The organism is Streptomyces sp. NPDC059853, assembly GCF_042731495.1.
Taxonomy (GTDB): Bacteria; Actinomycetota; Actinomycetes; order Streptomycetales; family Streptomycetaceae; genus Streptomyces.
Genome location: NZ_JBHWJL010000001.1, coordinates 1 through 20755, shown reverse-complemented (window position 1 = coordinate 20755; position 20755 = coordinate 1). Strand labels below are relative to the sequence as shown.

Sequence of the window (20755 nt, the reverse complement as noted above, 5' to 3'; positions counted from 1 at the left end):
AACTTTTTGTCAATCTTTGTGGTGGTCTGTTTTTTTTTTATACTCCCCCTTTACAACCCGGGACCGGGTCGGTTATCCGGGGTGCACCGGTGGCCGAGCCCCCCATTTCCCCCGCCCATCGGCACCGGTACCAAGGGCTTGTCCACCGACATCGCCGGCTTGCCGAGCGCGTCGAGCAGCACCATGGGCACGGCATCGTCGGCGGTGTCGAGATACCCGCGTTTGTTGTCCTTAGACAGCAACGCGCGGACCGTGCCAAGATCAACCCCGGCCAGGCGCTCCGCATGTAGACCCAGTGCCTCCGCGAGCCGGTAGTGCTCGGCGCGGTCCGCCTCCGGCAGCCCGCGCGTCTCCACTGCCAGTTCTGCGGCCACCAACATCCCCCAGGCAACGGCCTCCCCGTGGGGGATGATCCCTAGAGCCGCGATCTCGAGGGCGTGGCCGAAGGTGTGGCCATACTCAAAGACCAGCGCGGCTCCGCGCTCATGGGCGTCCTCGGACAGGAACCCGGCCTTGGCGGAGATCCCGATGTCCAGCAGCGCCTCCAGGGCGTGCTCGGGAGCCTTCCGCCGCCCGGCCAGCGCGCCGGTAAACCGCTCGGTCTCCGACGGCGTGACAGCCAGCACGTTCTTAGCCATCTCCGCCAGGCCAACCGCCATCTGGTCGTCGGGCACGGTCAGCAACCAGGCTAGGTCACAAGCAATCAGCTTCGGCACGAGATACGTCCCGCACAGATTCTTCCCCTGGCGCAGATTCACCGCCTGCTTCATCGACAGCACGGAGTCAAAAGCGGCAACGGGTGTCGTGGGCATATGTATCAGGGGCACCCCGCGGTACAGCAACGCCGCTACCATTCCGGCTACGTTGCCAGTGACTCCGCCACCCATCGCCACGACGGCCGACCGCCTGCCCATCCCGCGTTCCACAGCCAGTTCGAGCAAGTTCTCGACCGTGGCCAGACGCTTGCCCTGTTCGCTCGCCCGAAGGTACACCGGCAAGACCCCGGGGACCTCCGCCATAGTGGCCAGCAGCCGCTCAGCATGCGCCCTGGCATGGCCGTCCACAACCATCATCACCGACGTGTACCCGGCCAGCTCGGCCGCCAGCTCGGCGCCTAGTTCGGGCGCGCAGTCGAAGCCTGCCAGATAACGCAACCGGTCATTACCGAACCTCAGATCCCGGCAGAGAAGCTGCCGGCTGTGCGAGAAGGTTTTCACTTTTCCGATCCGTATCCGGCCGCACGGAGGCGGCCACATAGAGAGCGATTGGCTTGCCGAGTCTCCCAACCCCACAGGCGCCAGTCAAAGCTTCCAAGACGCTATTTGCGAATCCGTTGCTGATACCGAGTTTCGGCACCATGCCCCCGGATGTCCAGCTCGAGGCGGCGAAAAGGCTCCGCAGTGTACGCTCTCCGGCCTGGAAATCCTGGAATACGGCAGGCGTAACACCGCGGCAAGTGGAACATCGGGGGTTCAGCGGCTGTCCCAGGGCCTGCCGGGGACAGCCGGTCATCTCCTGTTCAACTGACCGGACGGGGCAGTTGAACAGGAGATGGACCTTTCAGTATGTCGAGCGCCACGGAGTGCACGTGTCCGTTGGAAGTCAGCACCGGCCCCGGTGCGCACCAGGGACCGCCGGCGAAGTCGGACAGCCGCCCACCCCGCCTCATGCACGACACGATGAGTTCCAGCGGGACGATGTCCCACTCCTCGCACCCGGGCGCCGAGGAAGCGAGATTATAACTGCCCTCGGGCCACAATCACGTGAGGCAGGAACCGGCCAGCCCCACGAAGGCGGGCAACAGCTCGCCGTAGTCGCGCAGCCCGCCGTAGGCGATCCGCGCCGCCACTTCGGTGACGCGCGAGACCGTGATAGGACATCGCCCTTGTAGGCGCCCGCGCCGCAGTAGGCCCACCAGCGCGCGCCCAGGGCGGGGGCCGCAACGATCGAGAACACCGTGGCTCCCGCCTCCTGGTAGGAATCATGGGCGAAGATCGGCAGGTCCCTCAGGAAGGGCCGCGGTCCCGTCGATGGGATCGATGGTCCAACGGCTGTCCCCCTGCGGTCCCCGGCGCGCTTCCTCCCCGAGGACGGAGACACTGGGAAGATCACACCTGATCCGGTCCACCGCCATCCGCTTGATGGCGAACTCCGGGTCGGTGGCTGGTGAGCCGTCCTCCTTCACCCTGTGGCGCCGTTCTCCCCCACGGAAGACCGCGAGCGCCATCTTCTCCGCCGCCCCGGCAAATTCCCATGCCAGGCCGAGTCAGCTCCCCGTGTCGCATGTCCACGACAATAGAACGGCGCCGGCATCGGGGCACCGATGTGCAGGAACTCGTTGACCCCGCCGGTCCCCGCCCGTTCAATCGAAGCGACCGACCGGGTTCCGACGGCGACGGCGCCGGCGCCGGGCCCTTGAACCACTGTCGAACTGCGGAGGGCGCATGACTGGTGGCTGCCGAGGGGCTGTGGACGGGGTCGCCGACCGCGTGGTCACCGGGTGGGCCTGCGATACCCGCCACCCCGGTCACCAGCTTACCGTCTGGCTGCAGGTGAACGGGCTGCCGTCGGTTTCGGTCACTACGGACGTGCCCAGTGAGGCACTGCGCCGCGCGGGGACCGGCGACGGCGCCCACGCCTTCCGCTTCGCGGTGGACGCCTACTATGACTTCATCGATCACGTCGAAGCGTATTGCGACGAGGAGATGCAGTATCCGGTCCCCAAAACGGATTCGTTCACGATCTGCGAGCGGACTAACGGGCCGCCTACGTCCCCGGCCCTGCGGGGTACCCCGAACTCATGGCTGCCGGGGCCTCGGCTCGCCTTCCCCACGTTCTTTGTACTCGGCGCCGCCAAATGCGGCACCACTTCCCTGCGCCACTGTCTCGCCAGCATCCGGACGTCTGCGTGTCGGTGCCCAAGGAGCCGTACTACTTTGAAGCCGAGTACACCCCGGGGACCGGAGTTCTACTTCACCCGCTACTTCCAGTACTGGAAGGGCGAACCGGTGGTCGGCGAGTTCCGGACGAGCAATCTCTATCTGCCCTTCGTGCCCCGCCGCATCTTCCGCCACAACCCGGAGGCCGACCTGGTCGCAGTGCTGCGGAACCCGGTCGAACGCCTGGCATCCCAGTGGTGGCACTGGCGGGCGCGGGGCATGGAGGAGATGGATCTGGCAGCGGCGTTCCGGGCCAACCTCAGGAGGGGTGCGAGCCGGGCTCGACTATCACACCGCCGAAGAACGCCTGGCCTACGAACGCGGCCTAACCGAAGACAGCAAGGGCCGGTACCAGACCTACGTGGACGCCGGACACTACGCCCAGCAGCTTGAACGGTACCTCGCACTGTTCGGCCCCGATCGCGTGCCCATACGTCTGTTCGAGGACCTCGTTGCCGCCCCCGGGCGGCGACGGAGAGGGTGCTGGCATTCCTCGGCCCAGACCCGGCACCCGCGGCGGATTTTGACTACCCTCACCTGAACTGAGCAAAGGAAGGTATGCCCCCGTGGAGAATCGGTGGCTCATCAGCGAAATGGTCCAGCATTTTCGGCCGCACAACCGCGCACTCGAGGAGCTGACGGGCCGCTCACTGCGGCTCTGGGACACCGCGTTCGCCGCCACAAGCGTGTCCGTGAAAGACCCGGGACCGCCCGTCGGTCCACGGTGAACCCACAATCGAGAAAGGCAGGGATGGCATGACCTCCGATCGCGGCAAGGTCCTCGGCGGACGGCTCCTGGAGTGCCCGGACCGGATTCCTCGGCAGGCAGAAATCGTCATCGTGGGGGGCGGACTGGCGGGCCTGGAAGTGGCCAGGGTGCTGGAACAGGGCGGCCGGGACGATGTGCTGGTGCTCGAGGCCGGGCCGGTGGCCGACCTCCGCCACGTCAACCAGACCAACGACGACGCGATCTCGGCCGCCAAATGCTTCTCCCCCGACACCGACGGCCACTTCCACCGGCCTCACGGCTCGGCTAACCGTCACTATAGGCTTAACTCGGGCCTGCGACGGCGGCTGGGCGGCCGGTCGCTGTACTGGCACGGCGTCGTGCTGCCGATAGAGCCCTGGGCGCTGAGGGAGCCCTGGTGGCCCCCGGCCGTGGTGGAAAGCCTGGCTGGCAGCTGGGCGGGCGGCCCTTCGCTGTACGAACGGGTGCTGGCCGACTTGACGACATGGCGTGACCTGGGCACTCCGAGGTATCCGCCGGAACGTGAGGCGGAGGTCGGCGGGCTGCGCCTGTCGGCCACCCCTATGGCCTGCCGTTCCACGGGCGAGGGCCGGTGGCGAGCGTACTCACCACTAGACCACTGGCTACCCGGGGGTGCGGCACACGGCGTCTGGCGCGGCGTCCGGTTCGCTTGTGACGCCGAGGTGATGTCGGTGGACGTCCGAGACGGGCGCGCGGCAGGGGTGTCGGCCCGGCATAGGGGCACGGGTGAGGCGTTCCGGGTCGAGGCGGGCACGGTTGTCCTGGCCGCAGCAGCGGTAGAGAACGCCCGACTGGTGATCCAGGCCCTGGCGGAAACCAGGGCGCTGCCCGAGCCTCGGCTCGGCCGGATGACCGACCACATCGTTCAGGGCTTTGTCGTCAGGCTCGCCGACCCACACGGCTCACTGCCGCAGTATCTGCGCGAGCCCGCGTCGTTCATGGCCGAAGCCGACCCGGGCACCCGTTCCTACCTTCGCCTGGACGTGCACCATCCGGCGCCGGACGAAGTAATCGTCGATGTCCGGACCACTGGTGAACAGGAGTGCCTGCCGGAGAGCTTCATCGAGTGCGTTCCGCAGGAAACGTTCCCGTGGCAGACGGTGGTGCGTACCGCGATGAGCACCCGCGACCACGAGGTCGTGGCGGGTCAGCGGATCATGCTTAATGAATGCTGGTCCGCGCTCGGCGCCGACCTCGGTCTGCCCGTGGCGCCGCTGGAGTTTGAGGAGTTCGGAAAGCAGACGAGAACCAACACCTTCGTTCTGCCCGAGTTCGCGGGGCAGATGGCGCCCGGTGAACCGGTGACCTGGGTCAGCCTGCTCGGCACCGAGGACCATGAAGGCGGGACACTGCCGCTGGGCACGGTCCTCGACGAGCAGCACCGGCTGCCGCCGGTACCCAACGTTTTCGCGGCGGGCCCCACCACATTCCCCCGGCTCGGCGCCGCCAACCCATCCCTGACCGCCCTCGCCCTCGCCCGCAGGCTGGCCGGCGTCCTGGTGGGCTGAGCTGTGTCGTCCCCGCCGAGTCCAGTCGGCCCGGCGGGGTGATGCCCTTACTGTCGCCCCGACCGAAACGGTGCACGTGCTCCACAGCCCGCAATGGCGTTGATGACCGAACGGTTCGGCCGCAGCACCACCGTACCTGGTCCATGCGCGTTCCTTGCCGCGTCGGTGACCACGTCCGGGGCGTCTGTCTCCCGGTGGGGTGGACGGGCTGGACGGGGCAGAGAAACACGGCCACCGCGCGGAAAACGTCGCCGAGTGTGATGCCAGGGTGCGGTGAGATGCAGACCTTGGCCCGGGGCACGGGCACAGTCCAGGCCCATGGCAGCGGCACACCGGAGGACAGGTGGACACGGGAATGGGAGCCGAAGCCGGTGGAGGTGGCCAGTCCTGGCATCCGTTCGCCATTACCTTCACCTCGCCCGAGGAACAGCACCAACACTCCCTGCGCATACGGGGCGTGGATCGGACAGGGCAAGACCTCCGCGTCGGTCCACTAGGGCCTGTCCGCAATGTCAGGTTGGGAGCCATAGCCGTAGGCAGGCGAGGGTGATCATGGCTTGGTAGTGGCGGGCGCGTTTGTCGTAGCGGGTGGCGAGAGCCTTGTTCTGCTTGAGGCGGTTGAAGCAGCGTTCGACAACGTTTCGGCGCCGGTAGACCGTGCGGTCGAGGCGGCAGAGGCTCTCGCCGCGTCGTTGGCGTCCGCTGATCTGGTCGACACGTTCGGGGATGGTGCAGGCGATGCCGCGACTGCGCAGGTAGGCGCGGAGCTTCCGCGACGAGTAACCCTTGTCGGCAACGACCCTGGCCGGACGGGTACGGGGCCGGCCGGGCCCGCACCGCTTGATACGGATGCGGGCCATGACCGGTTCGAACTGGGTGCAGTCGTTGACGTTCCCGCCGGTGACAGTGAACGTGAGGGGCCGGCCCCTGCCCTCGCAGGCGAGGTGGATCTTCGTGCTCGGTCCTCCGCGGGAACGTCCGAGTGCCTCGCCTGTCCAGGGCCCCCTTTTCGGGCCCCGGCCGCGTGCTGGTGTGCCCGCACGATCGTCGAGTCGACACAGACGATCGACCAGTCGACCTCACCGATCGCGTCCGAGTGCTGCTGGACGTGGGCCAGGAGCCGGTCCCAGGTTCCGTCCGCCGACCAGCGGCGGAACCGTTCGTAGACGGTCTTCCACGGCCCGTACCGCTCGGGCAGATCGCGCCATGCCGCACCCGTGGACAGCTTCCACAGGATGCCGTTGAGGACCTGCCGCCGGTCCCGCACCGGACGACCCATCCGGGGCGGAGCCAGCAACGGCCCAATGACTTCCCATGCCTCATCAGTCAGTTCATGACGTCGCACCACGAACGGAGCAACGACCAATCGACATTGCGGACACGCTCTAGTGCTGCGGTATCGGGGCTGCCGAAGTCAGCGCTCCGCAGGACGGATTCAGTGGCGCGGCCTGGGTGAGGTCGACTCGGGGCAGCCTCCCGATTTCTCCACGAGCGGGTTCCCTCGAGCCGCCTCCCGAACCCGGCGTGCCCGTCTCCGGGCACCCGGCTCTCCGCAAATCCCGTTTGGGGCGCTCAGCTCCCATCCCGCAGTAGGCCACGGGGGCGGGATGAGTGTTCCCCGGTATCGGTATCTGATCGTGCTCACCTTTGCCGGATTGAACAGTTCCGCTTCCTCCGTGGCAGGCCACCAGCCACCGCCGTAAAAACGTCGGCGGATCTGCTTCCAAGTAATCCCGGGATGCTTGCGCCGGATCCATCGCGTCACCCTCATCCACGCGTAGTGGCTGAGGTAACAGAAAGCGATGTTCGACATCTCGGGACGGAAGTACGCGCACCACCCCCGCAACTCCGAGTTCAGCCGGTGGAGCAAGGAATCCAGCGACAAGCCGACGTTCTGCCGTCCAGTCAGTTCCTTCACCTTTTCCGTTGCGGACGCACTGACTTCCGTGCCGGGTAGGTGTAGATGTACTGCCGGTCAGTGCCCGTTTTCCGGTGGCGCTGGATGCGCCATCCGAGAAGATCAAGGCCCTCATCAAGGCAACAACGTCCGGCTGACCCGTTCCCGACATATCGACTGCCCCCCACCGTCCCGCGGTCGGGGGGCAGTATGTTGCGTGTCGTGCCTCGCCTTCACCTCCACACCTCCACACACGATGCTGACCATTTGCTGACCCCATCGACCCTATAGGGCCGCTGACCTGCGCAAATGCCCGACTACTAGATGTTGGACTTGAACAGAGTACGCAACACTTGGGACTCCTAGAAGACGGCTCCCCGCCAGCTCTCTGCAGGTCAGGGGCATCCTTCACTGTACATCGGCTCATCTTCGGCTCGAGGACTCTCCAGAACATCGTTCGCTGTGACGGGCAGGCCTCTCACCTGCGCAATGTGCGCGAATCAAGGTGCCACGAAGGCATCGACCAGGAGCAGACACGAGGACAACCCCGGTCCAATGCTGAGCGGATACTGACTTACCTGATGGGATATCAGGGAAGTCAGTGATACTGAGCAAGTTGCTAACCAGAGCGCTCCTTCATTACACGTCCGAGCATGGGTTCCCGTACTGCCGAGGTGAGGCTGCGGCAGTCTGCGCCTCCGGACTGGCACGACTGCTCCGAACCGGCCTCTGATAGGACCCTGAAGATCATCCGCACACCTCGTCGAACCGTCCACGGTCTGTCTGGAGATCACCGCTGAACCGTCCTACGAGGTGCCGTAACGGCCAGCTGGAGCCAATTACCCGGCTCGGGGAACTGCGGACGAGCAGACTTACTCCTCCGTGCCTCCTATTGGTACAACGGCGATGTCCTCATCTGGCCGCCTGTCCGACGGTCCGGATACGTAGGCGTCCATGCCGGCTGTCGCCAAGGGAGGGAGGGGAACCGTCGAGAGCTCGCCGTGCAGGCGCAGCAATACATGGTCCTCACCGACCAAGCAGTCGGTGTACGGAAGGGTGTGGGACAGCAAGCGGGCGAAATCGTTGCAGGCCGCCTGGACGTCCACTTTGTCGAGGCTGAGCAAGACGTGCAGCGTGCCATCCCGAATTGTCAGCTCGACATCAATGCGGGTGTCGGCCGCCTCAGCGGCTTCTCCACACCACGTCAGAGTCTCGTCCAGCGCGCCGAGGTGGACGGGTAGCGGCCAGAATGCATCCTGGCCCATGTCATCGCGGACCGTGATGCCAGTGGCGGGGGCCTGGTCGCGCCACCAACCTTGCACGATGTCGCGGACTGAAGCGGCCTGCGGTCCACTACTCAGCGCTCGCTGCACGGCGATCGCCGCGTTTCGCCGAATTACGCCAGCAGCACCGAGTCCTGGGTCGACGGCCATACGACGCAGGAGCGAGCGGGGCCCGGTGCGCGAATCGTCGAGGACTTTGCGATATAGCTCGCGCAGGACGCCCGGTACGGCCGTGAAATCCGGTCCGAGTAGGGAACGGACCCGTTCTGCCCAGGCAAGAAACGCTTCAGTGTCGCCGGTGGTCAGAAGGTCGGTGCCGAGGTCGCCGCGGGCGAGCATGCGAGTACGCTGCCGTTCTGTCGGTCGGCCGAGACCATCGAGCTGAGCGCGCAGGAGGAATGCGAGTAGGTCCCGTTCCGGGGCGGGGAGATCGTCGACGACGCCGTTGACGGGGGCGGTGAGAACGTCGACGATGGCCTCGGCAGTCGCCTTCTTCGCCTGCGCCTTCCCGGAGGTTCCAGGCAAACGCTCAGTCCACCAGTGGACGCGATCCTGAGCGTCTCGCAGCTCGATTGTGGCAGTGAAACTCGTCAGGTGGTCCGGCCCCGAGACGTCGTATGTGTAATCGTGGTCGATGCCGTACGTGGTAGCCATGGCGGCGACGATGGTCACCGGGTCGTGCTGGTGCTCCAAGCTGGAAAGCCAGTCTTCCAAAACTACGGGCCGGCGCCCAAGCAGCCGGGGCCCGTGGAGGCGCCAGGCCACGGCGACAACCGCCTGGGTGGCGTCCGACACCGCTGCGCGGCCCTGTCCGCTCTCACCACGGCTCGTCAGCAGTCCTTCTGCGAGTTGGAGAGTGGCACCGAGCCGGGCGGTGTCGTCGTCAGAGGCAGTGAGGACGCGTGCCTCGTCCTCGTCGGGGGTGAGGCTGTGCGCGAGAGCCTGGCGGACACGAACGTGGGCAGCGAGATGATTGACCACGTGCGAGCCATGGTGGGCGAGAAGGTGGTTGTCGCGCTGGCAGGCAGCGGTCGCCGCTGCTTGGTTCTCGTATACCCAGGAGACATGGGTGAGGGCCTGGGCGAGGAGCCCGTCCGCACGATGACCGAGCTCGAACATGGCCGCAAGGTCGCTCACGGCGTCCCGGTGCCGATTGCCCGGCTGCGCATACGGCAAAGGCGAAGCGACCGGCAGGGCCACGGATGCTGCCTTCCTCTCGACGCCCGCCGTTGAGACCACCTGTGGGTATGCGTCGAGCAGTGCTCGTGCCGCCGCCGCCCGCGCAGCCTTCTTGGAGCGGCCGGTGCCTTCCGCCTTGCGGCCGGTTCCGGTGCGGACGATGGCGCGGAAGACCTTGCGGTGATCCGGGCCCTCCGCCTCGCAGTCGTACATCAGTCCTTCCTTGCGGAAGGCAGTTTGCGCGAGAGTAACGGGATCGGCTCCCGATTCCACGGACGGCCGGTCGAGGTCGGGCCACACGGAGGCGACCAGCCTCCGGGCGATTTCGTGCTCACCACAGAGACTGAGCACGCCGAGGATCTGCCGCGCCACTCCTTCGAACACAGACCTGGCGGGCTGCTGCGCCTCGCCAGCGCCCATGCGCACCAGCCCCTCCTCGCTCACCCACCCGCCAAGCGCAATGCCGGCGGCGGAACGTCTCCCGGCGTGTTCGCTCGACTGTTCGCCCACCTTCCGAGGGGTCGCCCATCGCGCGTAGGCGTCGAGCAGGATCACGTCGAGTGCGGTGGCGCCAAGCCGGTCGAGCATGCCGAGGACGTGTGGTGTGACCTGGTCGGCGTAGTGAGTCTCGTAGAGATGACTGCGGTGCTCGGCTGCCAGGCCGAGCCAGGCTGTGACCTCGGGGCCGGCTTCCCATCCGCGGACGGCCTTCCCCACTATCGCGCGGACCACTTCCCCGTACGTGCCGACCAGCGATACGGGCGGTTCGCATATGGCCGGGTACGCGACATCGTGGACATCGAGCCGCCGTTCGGCACGGGAGAAGGGCCGCACCGGTTTGGGCAAAGGAGCTCGTCCGGTCGGGAGCGAGGTTGACCGGGCGGACCGGGCGGTTACAGCGGACGCGTTCCGGCTCGCGCGGGTGGCCACCGAGCCGTGGCGCCGGGAAGCCGCCGGTCCTCTCCGTCCCCCCTTCGGCCGTTTGCCGGACCCGTGGCCCAGGAGTTTCTGAAGTTCGTTGGTAAGCCAGGAGGGTATCCCGGTCGGGGGGTGACCGCCGTCGAAGAAGTCGCCAGCCAAGTCGACGCAATACGTGTACCGGCCCCAGTCGTGGTGGCGCGCGTGTTCCTGGGCGAGCACGCGCAACGCCGATCGCATCCGCCCGTACGACACCGTCAGCCCGGCCACCTGGTAGGACGTCCGATTCCGCGCGGCTTCGATAGCGAGCGCGATGCGGTGTAAGGGCGTCGGCGGCGCGGTCTCACGCAGCGACACGATACCGACCCAGCGGTTCATGGCCCTCCCCCCTGCCGGGCGACACGGCCTTGCCGGACCCGGCGCCTGCTCCGGATAGCGCCAGTGCGCTGTCCCGGTGCGTGCATACCAGCGGCGGCCTGCCTCCGGCCCCGCCATCCCCTCTTGCCGCGCCTCATGACTCCCAGTGATCACGTCGGCACTGACCATCCTAGCTGCGCAGTACCGGTTCTGGACGCGGTTCGCCTAACACGAATCATTCCGCGTGGCTGCTGATGTGAGGCCCGTGTCGCACGGTGTGCTGCATGACCCACCGTATTCGGTCCGACGCGTCGGCCAAGGATGACCAGCCCTCGGCACCGGACCAGCCTGCCCCAGGCCGGAGCGTCAGGGTTGTTACCCTCTGGCACCGCCCTTCGTCTCCGCCCCGGCCACTTCAGCTACCCTCCACGATCAATGTCTCCCGAGCCAACGGCCGAGACGGACTGGTTCGACGTTCACCCGCCGGCGAGTGCAAACTGTGAATCGGCATCGTTTCGGATTGGGCAACCTCGTCTCGAGAGAGCCACATCCCACCATTCCACGGCGTCGGCATGCGGGGTGTCGTCGGGTGCGTCGCTGACAGGAGGGCGGGCCTCCAGCCCACCAGGAAGGTTCCAGTCACCGCTTCAGCGCGGCGACGCAACACGGGCAACAGGCCGGTCACAAAAATCAAATTCATGGCGCTGGCCGCCAGCCGATGTGCGAGATCCGGGCCTCAGGTCTCCTCTAGCAGTTCCGCATTGATCCGGTCCCAGCTCGGTCGGGGGCCGTCGACCGGGCGTACGACTGTGAGCCGACGGCCGTCGAGGAACGCATCGAGTCGATCACCCGTCTGGACGGCCAGGCGCTCGCGTTGAGCGCGGCGATTCACCTCTACTCGCTCGCCCAGAACTCCGAGCAGTACTTCGTAACGCGCCTCTCCAAGGATGTCGCCGCGGATCCATCGCCCCCGGACCGGCACATCGGCGAGCGAGCCGAGGGTGTATTCCTCGCGACTGAAGGCCCTATCCATGGCCTCCTCGGCCACACTCCCCATGTGACTGATCACCTCCCGGCTGACGGCCCTCTGATCACTGAACTGCGGCCCCAGAAGGCGGTACATCTGACCCGCTTCCGGGGCCATGGACCCCACACGGCCCAGATCGGGCCGGGGAACACGGAATTGCCAGGGCTTCGCATCTCCTGGCACGTCGATCCATCCGGTCCTGAGGCCCGTCAGGGCGGCGGAGCCGTCGGGCAGGAAGATGTCGACGCAGACGCCCCCGGCGCCGAGCCAGACCCAGCTCATGAAGTATGCGTGATCACCGTGATCAACGGACCACTGCGCGAGCTTCTCCAGACGCTTTTTCTGCTCGGGAGTGCCCTTGCCCGCCGGGAACATCTGCTTGGCACGCCGGCGCCGCCCCCGTGCCTCTCCGGCAACCGGCCCCGCGGCCAGGTCGTACAGCAAGTCTGGCCGCACACCCGTCTTCGCGTAGACCCCGGAGAGTTTGCCCGGCAACACGTCGAAGCTACTCAACCCGCTTGCGCCGGGATTCCAGTCGAACAGCACCTGGCTGGCGGCGGTCATCACGCCGAGCCCGGTGCACTCGCTGACGAAACGCTGGATATGGCCCGCACTGGAGTCGAGGGCGGAGCCTTCAACTGCAAGAGGCCGGTTGCCCTGGCCTCCGGTGATGTAGCTGAGGAGGAGGCTGATCTCGTGATCGCGCACGCGCGGGTCGACCGTCTTGCGCAGGTCACAGGCAAGGGCGTTGATGTTGACCATGGCGGCCAAGGAGACCGGCAGTGAGCCCTGTCCGATCTCGACGGCCCGAACAGCCTTCCCCATCTCGATTGTGAAGCGCCACACCCGGGCGCGCACCGTGCTCATAGGAGAAGCCTAAGGTCGTCCGCCTTGCGACTATCCAGGCGTCAGCACGCAGGTCAGAGGTCGCCAAAGCCCGCATCGTGGCGCCCGGGGCCGCCACAGGACAACTGCCCCGCCATGCGGCAGCCGCCAGCCTGCACGTGCACCGCTGGACCGGTGCCGATGCCAGCCCCCGGCAGCCAGCCCGCTGCGAGCAGCCGGACCTCCCTCCGCCAGTCCCGCTCGCGCCTCCCAGACGCCCGCGATCTTTTGCCGCACACCGGTGGGACAAAGTTCGGGCCAAACTTCCAGACACGATGCTGACCGTTGGCTGACCTGACCGACCATACCGGCCCACTGACCTGCACAAATGCCCGAACGCTAGATGTTGGATCTGAACATCATTCGCAACATGAAGCCACTCCTGTGCCTCGGCTCCCTGCCTGCGTATCCGCAGGTCAAGGGCTCTTTTGCCACTCTACAACGCGTCGTGTGACCAGGCGGCGGTCCCCGGTTCCCGCGCGGGCGGCCACGGTGTCGCCGGGACGACGGCACCCCAGCCTACGCAGTGGCCCCCGGTGGCGCTCCGGCCCCGTGGGCGCGGACGCCGCGGACCGCCGCCGGGCCGGGGGTGCGGTCCGGCGGCGGTACGGGGCGGGGCGGGGCGGTGTCAGCCCTTCAGGCCGGTGTGGGCGAGGCCCTCGACGAACTGGCGCTGCATGGCGATGAAGAACACCAGCACCGGCAGCGCCGTCATCGAGGCCGCCGCCAGTTGCACGTCCCACATCGGGCCGCCGTAGGCGTCCACGAAGTGGGTGAGGGCCTGCGGCAGGGTGAACTTCTCCGGCGTCGAGAGGAAGACGATCGGCTCCAGATAGAGATTCCAGCTGTGCAGGAAGGTGAAGATGGCCACCGCCCCGAGCGCGGGCCGGGCCAGCGGCATGGCGATCCGCCAGTACAGGGCGAACCGGCCGAGCCCGTCCAGGCGGGCCGCCTCCTCCAGCTCGTGCGGGATGGCGATGAAGAACTGCCGCATGATCAAGGTGGCCAGCACGCTCGGCGCCCCGAGGATCGGCACCAGGATCAGCGGCCAGTGGGTGTCGATCATGCCCCACTCGTTGAACATTTGGAAGAGCGGGACGATCGTCACCTCGCTGGGGATCAGCAGGCCGACCAGCACCACGAGGAACAGCGCGTTCTGTCCGGGGAAGCGGATGCGCGCGAAGGCGTACCCGGCCAGGGAGGAGACCGCGAGCGTCCCGAGGGTGACCACCAGCGCGATGTACATCGAGTTGAGGTACTGCGTAGCGAACGGCTGGACGTCGAAGACCCGCTGGTAGGCGTCCAGCCGGGGGCTGTCGGGCAGCAGCGAGGGCGGGAAGGCGAAGATCTCGTTGGCCGGCTTCAGGGAAGCCGTCACCATCCACCAGGTCGGGAAGAGGAAGGGGACGGACAGCAGCGCCAGCACCCCGTAGACGGCGAGCCTGCCCCGCGCCGAGCCGTCGCGCGGGCGGCGGCCACGGGCCGGGGTACCGGCGGCGCGGCGGGGGCGGCGGGTCGCGACCTCACTGCTCATGGAACACCCACTTCTTGCGCAACTGCCACTGGACGAACGTCAGGACGAAGACGATCGCGAACAGCAGCACCGACAGCGTCGCCCCGTATCCGAAGTGGTGGAACTGGAACGCCTGCTGGTAGAGGTAGTAGACGAGCACCGTGGTCGACGTCCCGGGACCGCCGCTGGTGAGCACGTCGATCTGCGCGAACACCTGGAGCGATCCGACGACGGTGATGATGGAGGTGAGCAGGATCGTCGGGCTGATCATCGGCACCGTGATGCTGCGGAAGCGCCGCCACCGCCCCGCGCCGTCCACCGTCGCGGCCTCGTACAGCTCCCGGGGCACGCCCTGGAGCGCGGCGAGGAAGAGCACCATGTTCAGTCCGACGTTCTTGAACACCTGGACCACGATCACCGAGAGCATGGCGGTGCCCTCGCCGCGCAGCCAGTTGGGCCCGGTCATGCCGACCATGTCGAGCAGGCCGTTGACGCCGCCGTTCTCCTGGAGCAGGAACCGCCACACGATCGTCCAGGCCACCAGCGAGACGACCACCGGCGAGAAGAACACCGTCCGGAAGAACGTCGTGCCGGCCAGCCGCCGGTTGAGCATCAGCGCCAGCCAGAGCGCCAGCGACAGGTTGAACACCACGAGACCGACCGAGAACACCCCGGTGGCCGCCAGCACGCCCGGCAGCGAGGGGTCGTTCAGCAGGGCGTCGTAGTTGTCGAGGCCGGTGAACTCGAAGGAGCCGGCCAGGACGTTCCACTCGTGCAGGCTGTACCAGAACACCAGGCCCAGCGGCAGCAGGACGAACACCAGGCTGCCGATGAGCTGCGGCGCGACGAACAGGTACCCGGCGAGTACCTCGCGGCGCCGCCCGGTCCAGAACCGGCGGCCGGCCGGACCGGTTCCGGCCGGCCCGGCCCCGGCCGTGCGCCGGTCCTCGCCGGCCACCGGGCCGCTCCCCGGGGAACTCATCGGTCCAGCAGGGGCTGCACGGCCCCGCACACGTCCCCGAGCACCGCGGGCACGTCCGCGCCCGGCCGCCAGAGCGCGTCGAGCTGGGCGCGCACGGTCTGCGCGATCTGCTCCTGCCCCATGTGGCTGGGCTTGACCACGCCACTGGCGGTGCCGGCCACGACGGTCTCCTGCAACTGCTCCTCGGTCAGCAGCGGGTTGCTGCTCGCCAGCGTCTCGGCGGTCAGCTGGGAGGCCCGCGGCGGCGGGAAGAACTGAGCGAGCTTGGCGGAGTTCTCCGGGCCGGTGAAGTGCGCCAGGAAGTCGGCGGCGATGTCCGGGTGGTCGCCGACCTGCAGCACGCCGAGCCCGGCCTGCCCGATCACCGCGTACTCACCGGCCGGCCCGGCGGGCAGCGGGCGCAGGTCCCAGGCGAAGCCGGCCTCTTCGAGCAGCGAGGCGCGGGATATCTGGGTGACGGTGTAGGCGGCCTCACCGGCGAAGAAGTCGGCGCTGGTGCCGGGCCCGGGCATCGCGCCGTGCTCGAAGACCGCCTCGTGCAGGAAGGTCATCGCCTCGACCATCTCGGGCCGGTCGAAGCCGCAGACGGAGGACTCGTCCCAGGCGCGGGCGTCCCAGCCGGTCCACAGGGTGGCGAGGTAGTCCCAGCCGGTGTAGTCGAAGTCGCGGATCACCATGCCGGAGGCACCGGTCTCCCCGGCCACGGTGGACGAAGCGGAGATCACCTCGTCCCAGGTCCACTCCCCCGCGCCGCTCATCTCCTCCGGGGTGGGGACCCCGGCCTCGGCGAGCAGGTCGAGGTTGGCGAAGACCGCGAACGGCGAGGTGGAGAAGGGGTAGGCGTACAGCTGGTCGTCGTCGCGCCACAGTTCGGTGGTGGCGGGCAGCAGATCGTCGAACGCGTATCCCTCGGTCCCCGTCAGCACCTCGTCCAGCGGCACCAGCGCCCCGGAGGAGACGAAGTCGGGGGCCGAACTCTCGAAGATCCACGCCAGGTCGGGGGCGTTGCCGCCGGCGATCTGCGTGGTCAGCGCGGTGGTGTACCCGTCGAACGGCAGCGGGTCGAAGGTGATCTTCTCGACCCGGGGGTGCTCGGCGATGTAGGCGTCGGCGATCTCGTCGAACAGCGCCAGATGGGCGTCGTTGGCGGTCCACACGGCGACCCGCAGCGACACCGGCCCGTCCGGGTCACCGCCGCTGCCGGAGCCGCCGCAGGCGGTGAGGGTGAGCATGCCGGCCAGGGCGGCGGCTGCCAGGGGTGTGCTCATGGATGGCCTCATTGCGCATCTCCTTGAGGGGTGCCGGGGGTTCGTGAGGTCGGGGGCCGGCGCTCGGTCCGTGCCGGTGTCATCGCCGGTCAGTAGCCCGCGATGTCGGGCCAGCTCAGTTCGACGCCCTGGGCGGTCAGCCGGTCCTGGAAGGACGCGAGCTGCCGCGGGTCGTTGCGGACCGCGCGGGGGGTGGTGGACTGCTGGAGGCAGTGGGCGGCCAGGGTTCCGGCGGCCTCACCGATGTTCCATTCGACCGGGTGCAGGCGGTAGCAGCCGTTGGTGATGTGGGTGGTGCCGATGTTCTTCCCGGCCGGCAGCAGATTCTCCATACGGACCGGGATCAGGGCCCCGAGGGGGATGCGGAACGGGCTGGCGGCGACGTCGATGTAGTTGTCGCCGCCGGTCGAGGGGTGCAGATCGATGCGGTACATGCCGACCCCCACGGTGTCCTGGTAGGGGACGGCGCCCCGGTCACCGCGCACCGCCACTGACAGGTCCTGTTCCACGACGGTGTACTCGGCGGCGATCCGCCGCGATTCGCGGTAGTACGGCGCCTGGGCCAGGCCGTCGGCCGAGCCGGTGATGTCGCCGCGCAGCCGCAGTCCGGGGAAGCCGGTGCCGCCGTCGGGGCGCGGTGCCTCGGTCTGCAGCCAGTAGAGGACGCTGTAGGACAGCCGGCGGGCGGCGGCCAGGTGGTCCGCCGCGTCCGGCACGTCGATGACCGGGGCGAGGAAGTAGTCGATCATCGGCCAGTTGACCAGGCAGATGTCGCTCGCGTAGGCGCCGGGCAGGAAGTTGCGGCGGGCGGCGATACGGCGGAACGTCCAGAGGTTGGAGTCGCCACCGGACAGCCGCTGATCGGCGACGACCGCGTCCGGGTCGTCGTCCGGGTTGGGGGTGAAGCTGCGCGTACCGGTTTCGAGGGTACGGGGGTTGGGCGAGGTCCAGCCGAGCAGGTTGCCGCCCCAGAAGTCGGGGCGGAACTCCCGCCAGAACCCGTAGTCGGCGGGCCGGTCGATGGTGTGGTCGCCGTCCACGTGGTCGATGGCGAAGCAGACCGAGACCGCCTGCATGTTCATCGGCTGGGCCTCGGCCGGTGCGCTCGGCTCGCCGGTCCGCTCCCGCGACTCGAAGCCGGTGACGTACTCGGTGCCGGTCAGCGGCAGCAGTTCACCGCTCTCGGTGGCGTCGATGACGTACCGGCCGGTGACGGTGATCTCCTCGCCGCTGTCCCGGTGGGCGAGCCGGACGGCGCTCACCCGGTCGCCGTCGGTCTCCGCGCCGACCGGCCGGTAGGGCTGGAGCACGTGGAGCCGGCCGCTGCCGCGGTGGGGGGCGAGCATCTCCTCGATGACGGCGACCGCGACCCGGGGTTCGTGGCAGAGCCGGCTGACGTGCCCGGCCCCCGGGTTGAGGTCGCGGCGGGCCCGGGCGCGGTCCGTGAGCGGGTAGGCGCGGCGGTAGTAGGCGCGGATGCCGTCGCGCAGTTCGCGGTAGGAGGCCGTGACGCCGAACTGCTCGACCCAGGAGTGCTCGTCCGGCGGCACCGCCTGGCTGGTCAGCTGGCCGCCGAGCCAGTCGTACTCCTCGGACAGGATGACCCGCCGGCCGGCGCGCAGCGCGGCGAGCGCGGCGGCGACGCCGCCGAGGCCGCCGCCGACGATCACGAGGTCGGTGTCCAGTTCGGTCATGGTGCGCCTCTCATCGGGGTGGAGCGGGTACGGGGTGCGGGTACGCGGATGCCAGGGGTTCGGGGGGCGATGGGTCGGGGCCGACGGGTACGGGGTCAGCCGGGTGGCGGTGCGAGGCTGGCGCCCCGGTGCGCGTCGCAGGCCAGCAGGCGCTGCACGGGGGTGCGTTCCTCCTCCAGCAGGGCGCTGAGCACTTCCACGGCCTGCCGCCCCATCTCCCGGCGCGGGATGCGGAACCCGGTGAAGTCGATGTCGGCGGTGGCCGGCCGGGTCGGGTCGCCGAGCGCCACGACGGAGATCGCGGCCGGTACGGGGTGGCCGAGTTCGGCCAGCCGGTCGGCGAGTGGCTGGCAGTCGGCGGGTTCCTCGACGAACAGGACGGTCACGCCGTCCGCGAGGAGTCCGGGCAGCCGGGCGATCAGTTCCTGGGTCTCGCCGGCCAGCACCGTTCCGGTGGCGCCGCTGCCGGCGAGGGCCGCGGTGAAGCCGTCGCGGCGGTCGCCGCGCGACTCGGCGTGGCTGCCGCTGCCCAGGTAGGCCAGCCGCCGGTGCCCGAGTTCCACCGTCCGTTCCACCAGGGCGGCGACGGCGCCGGGATAGTCGGCGCCCACGTACGGGACCGGTCCACCGGCGTCGTCGCGGCGGCCGACCGAGACGAACGGGTAGTCCTCCGCGACCAGGCGGGCCAGTTCACCGGCGTGGGTCTCGCGGCCGAGCAGGATGCAGCCGTCGGCGAGCCGGAACCGGTTGCCGTCGTGGAAGATGCGTCGCCGTCCCGCCACGACCGGGGCGCTGGTCAGCAGCAGCAGATCGCAGCCGAGGTGTTCGGCGCTCTCCTCGATCCCGGCGAGGAAGGGCTGGTAGAAGTCCCGGGTGCCGCTGGGGAAGACCGCCTCGTAGGTGAAGACGCCGATGATCCGGTTGCGCCGGGCGACCATGCGCCGGGCCACCGGGTCGGCCACGTAGCCGGTCTCGGCGATGGCCTCCAGCACCCGTTCCCTGGTCTCCGGGGCGATCCGGGCCCCGGCGTCGAGCCGGTTGTTCAGCACGAGGGAGACCGTGGTCTGGCTGACGCCGCTGATCCGGGCGATGTCCTGCTGGGTGACCCGGCGGCGGTGTCCCGTCACGGCCGTATCCTCTCGACGCTTCTCGCGGGCCCGCTCCGCGGCCCTCCGCTCGGCAGGCCACCGGACTCCGAGGCACGGATCGCCGATCGCGCGTCGGATAATACGTATTAGTGGGCGCTGCGTTCCGCCATGCTGCATTCCCGGCCGGGGGCCGTCAAGGTGGTAATTCGTATTAGCACTTGACGCTGCCCCGAGCCGCCCCGAAGCTGAGCTGCCATCGGCTCCCCGCACCGGAGCACCGAGTACCACCCCCGTTCGGCCACGGCACCGTCGTACGGCGGGCCGCCGCCCCCACCCGCGGGCGGCCCGCCGCCGCACGACCCCGCGCCGTCACCCTCTGTACGCACGACGTCTCACTCTGGAGTCGCCATGACGGACGACAGGCACCCCTCCCCCACCCTCCTGAGCCGCCGCGGACTGCTGCGCGGCGCGGCGGCGCTCGGCACCGCGACCGCGGCCGGCGGGGCGCTCTCCCTCGCCGGGGCCCCGGCCGCCCAGGCCGCGGTGCCCGGCTTCCCCACCTTCAGCTACTACGGCCAGGTGTTCAACAAGAGCCAGCTGCGCTACAACCCGACCAACGAGCTGATCTTCCCCTCGGTCCGCCACGTCGCCGGCCGGATCGCCAACCCCCTGGGCCGCTGGTACATGTACTACGCCCCGCACGACAACCCCGGCGGGATCTGCCTGGCCTACGCCGACAGCATCACCGGCCCCTGGCGGGAATACCCGAACAACCCCGTCATCCCGCGCACGTGGGCGAGTTTCGACGTCTCGCACGTCTCCAGCCCGGACGCCTTCTACAACCCGGCCGACCGGAAGATCTATCTGTTCTTCCACGGCGAGAACCACACGACCCGGGTGGCGAGTTCGTCCGACGGGCGCACCTTCCAGTACCACAACCGGGTGGTGGGCACCTACATGCTGCCGGGCGTCAGCGAGACGTCCTATGCCCGGGTCTTCCCCCACCCCACCAAGTCGGACATGTACATCATGCTCTTCATGGGCAACCACGGCGGCACCCGCAAGATCTACATCGGCTGGTCGCACGCGCTGACCTCCGGCTGGCAGGTCAAGCCGGACCCCCTGATCTCACCGCGGGCGGGCGAGGGCGGCCAGCTCTCCGGGGCGCACTACTGGTCGCGCAACGGCGGCGGGCACGTGGTGTACCACTCCGGCGCCGGGAACATCCATGTGGCCCGGGTCGGCACCGGCTTCGACCGCGAGGACCACCTCGGCGTGCTGTACGACTCCCGGTCCGGCGCCCCGGACAACGGGCGGGCCGCCGCGCCCTCCTTCGTCGAGGTGGACGGGCGGCTGCACATGTTCTACGAGGCCGGGCAGCGCGGCTCGACGAACATCGCCCTGGCCCGCGCCAACTGACCTGCCGGGTGCCACCGGCCGTGCCGCGC

General features: G+C 68.6%; 13 protein-coding genes and 1 pseudogene. 3 read left to right on the top strand and 11 right to left on the bottom strand.

All coding sequences use genetic code 11. The annotated features are described in order from the left end of the window. Window positions 1–50: 50 nt before the first annotated feature. Entirely contained in the window at window positions 51–1217 is a 1167-nt protein-coding gene (locus ACFV5N_RS00070; protein WP_385592052.1) for an iron-containing alcohol dehydrogenase, read from the bottom strand. 764 nt (window positions 1218–1981) lie between these two features. After that, window positions 1982–2227 carry an inositol monophosphatase family protein gene (locus tag ACFV5N_RS00065; protein ID WP_385592050.1) on the bottom strand — a complete coding sequence of 82 codons (246 nt, stop codon included), beginning with the start codon at window positions 2225–2227 and terminating at the stop codon, window positions 1982–1984. Window positions 2228–3207: 980 nt separating this feature from the next. On the opposite strand from ACFV5N_RS00065, the gene ACFV5N_RS00060 reads away from it, so the two are divergent. Together ACFV5N_RS00060 and ACFV5N_RS00055 are read left to right on the top strand one after the other, a co-directional pair. Continuing rightward, window positions 3208–3480 carry a hypothetical protein gene (locus ACFV5N_RS00060; RefSeq protein WP_385592048.1) on the top strand — a complete coding sequence of 91 codons (273 nt, stop codon included), beginning with the start codon at window positions 3208–3210 and terminating at the stop codon, window positions 3478–3480. A gap of 215 nt (window positions 3481–3695) precedes the next feature. Next, on the top strand, window positions 3696–5216 hold the full coding sequence (locus tag ACFV5N_RS00055) for a GMC family oxidoreductase (protein ID WP_385592046.1): 1521 nt from the start codon (window positions 3696–3698) through the stop codon (window positions 5214–5216). 512 nt (window positions 5217–5728) lie between these two features. Here ACFV5N_RS00055 and ACFV5N_RS00050 read toward each other — a convergent pair. From ACFV5N_RS00050 to ACFV5N_RS00010, 9 genes and pseudogenes are all read right to left on the bottom strand, one after another. After that, window positions 5729–6564 (bottom strand): IS5 family transposase gene (locus tag ACFV5N_RS00050; protein ID WP_385592044.1). Its coding sequence is split into 2 segments (ribosomal slippage): window positions 5729–6222 and window positions 6222–6564, totalling 837 coding nucleotides; the frame shifts between segments, so codons are not numbered across the junction. 87 nt (window positions 6565–6651) lie between these two features. Further along, window positions 6652–7137 (bottom strand): annotated as a pseudogene (locus tag ACFV5N_RS00045) (group II intron maturase-specific domain-containing protein); the annotation flags it as partial. An 848-nt stretch (window positions 7138–7985) separates the two neighbouring features. Continuing rightward, complete coding sequence (locus ACFV5N_RS00040) at window positions 7986–10871, bottom strand: putative dsRNA-binding protein (protein WP_385592042.1); 2886 nt, start codon at window positions 10869–10871, stop codon at window positions 7986–7988. 715 nt (window positions 10872–11586) lie between these two features. Continuing rightward, window positions 11587–12744: a hypothetical protein gene (locus tag ACFV5N_RS00035; RefSeq protein WP_385592040.1), complete on the bottom strand. Its 1158-nt coding sequence runs from the start codon at window positions 12742–12744 to the stop codon at window positions 11587–11589. A 646-nt stretch (window positions 12745–13390) separates the two neighbouring features. Further along, entirely contained in the window at window positions 13391–14143 is a 753-nt protein-coding gene (locus tag ACFV5N_RS00030) for a carbohydrate ABC transporter permease (RefSeq protein ID WP_385592114.1), read from the bottom strand. A gap of 142 nt (window positions 14144–14285) precedes the next feature. Then, window positions 14286–15257: a carbohydrate ABC transporter permease gene (locus tag ACFV5N_RS00025; RefSeq protein ID WP_385592038.1), complete on the bottom strand. Its 972-nt coding sequence runs from the start codon at window positions 15255–15257 to the stop codon at window positions 14286–14288. Next, the gene (locus ACFV5N_RS00020; protein WP_385592037.1) at window positions 15254–16525 is read right to left on the bottom strand and encodes an ABC transporter substrate-binding protein; all 1272 of its coding nucleotides are present in this window, start codon (window positions 16523–16525) and stop codon (window positions 15254–15256) included. Before ACFV5N_RS00020 ends, ACFV5N_RS00025 begins: the two co-directional genes overlap by 4 nt. 89 nt (window positions 16526–16614) lie before the next feature. Then, a complete protein-coding gene (locus ACFV5N_RS00015) occupies window positions 16615–18219 on the bottom strand; it encodes an FAD-dependent oxidoreductase (RefSeq protein WP_385592035.1) in 1605 nt (534 codons plus the stop codon). Window positions 18220–18314: 95 nt separating this feature from the next. Further along, window positions 18315–19346 (bottom strand): LacI family DNA-binding transcriptional regulator, encoded by a 1032-nt coding sequence (locus ACFV5N_RS00010; protein WP_385592033.1) that lies wholly within the window; start codon window positions 19344–19346, stop codon window positions 18315–18317. Between the two features lie 369 nt (window positions 19347–19715). On the opposite strand from ACFV5N_RS00010, the gene ACFV5N_RS00005 reads away from it, so the two are divergent. Next, complete coding sequence (locus ACFV5N_RS00005; RefSeq protein ID WP_385592031.1) at window positions 19716–20726, top strand: hypothetical protein; 1011 nt, start codon at window positions 19716–19718, stop codon at window positions 20724–20726. Window positions 20727–20755 lie beyond the last annotated feature (29 nt).

Bases quoted from the DNA above. Each gene is read 5' to 3' on its own strand.
- ACFV5N_RS00065 (WP_385592050.1), bottom strand. From the start codon at position 2,227: ATGGCGCTCGCGGTCTTCCGTGGGGGAGAACGGCGCCACAGGGTGAAG.
- ACFV5N_RS00055 (WP_385592046.1), top strand. From the start codon at position 3,696: ATGACCTCCGATCGCGGCAAGGTCCTCGGCGGACGGCTCCTGGAGTGC.
- ACFV5N_RS00040 (WP_385592042.1), bottom strand. From the start codon at position 10,871: ATGAACCGCTGGGTCGGTATCGTGTCGCTGCGTGAGACCGCGCCGCCG.
- ACFV5N_RS00035 (WP_385592040.1), bottom strand. From the start codon at position 12,744: ATGAGCACGGTGCGCGCCCGGGTGTGGCGCTTCACAATCGAGATGGGG.
- ACFV5N_RS00030 (WP_385592114.1), bottom strand. From the start codon at position 14,143: ATGGTGACGGCTTCCCTGAAGCCGGCCAACGAGATCTTCGCCTTCCCG.
- ACFV5N_RS00025 (WP_385592038.1), bottom strand. From the start codon at position 15,257: ATGAGTTCCCCGGGGAGCGGCCCGGTGGCCGGCGAGGACCGGCGCACG.
- ACFV5N_RS00020 (WP_385592037.1), bottom strand. From the start codon at position 16,525: ATGAGCACACCCCTGGCAGCCGCCGCCCTGGCCGGCATGCTCACCCTC.
- ACFV5N_RS00015 (WP_385592035.1), bottom strand. From the start codon at position 18,219: ATGACCGAACTGGACACCGACCTCGTGATCGTCGGCGGCGGCCTCGGC.
- ACFV5N_RS00005 (WP_385592031.1), top strand. From the start codon at position 19,716: ATGACGGACGACAGGCACCCCTCCCCCACCCTCCTGAGCCGCCGCGGA.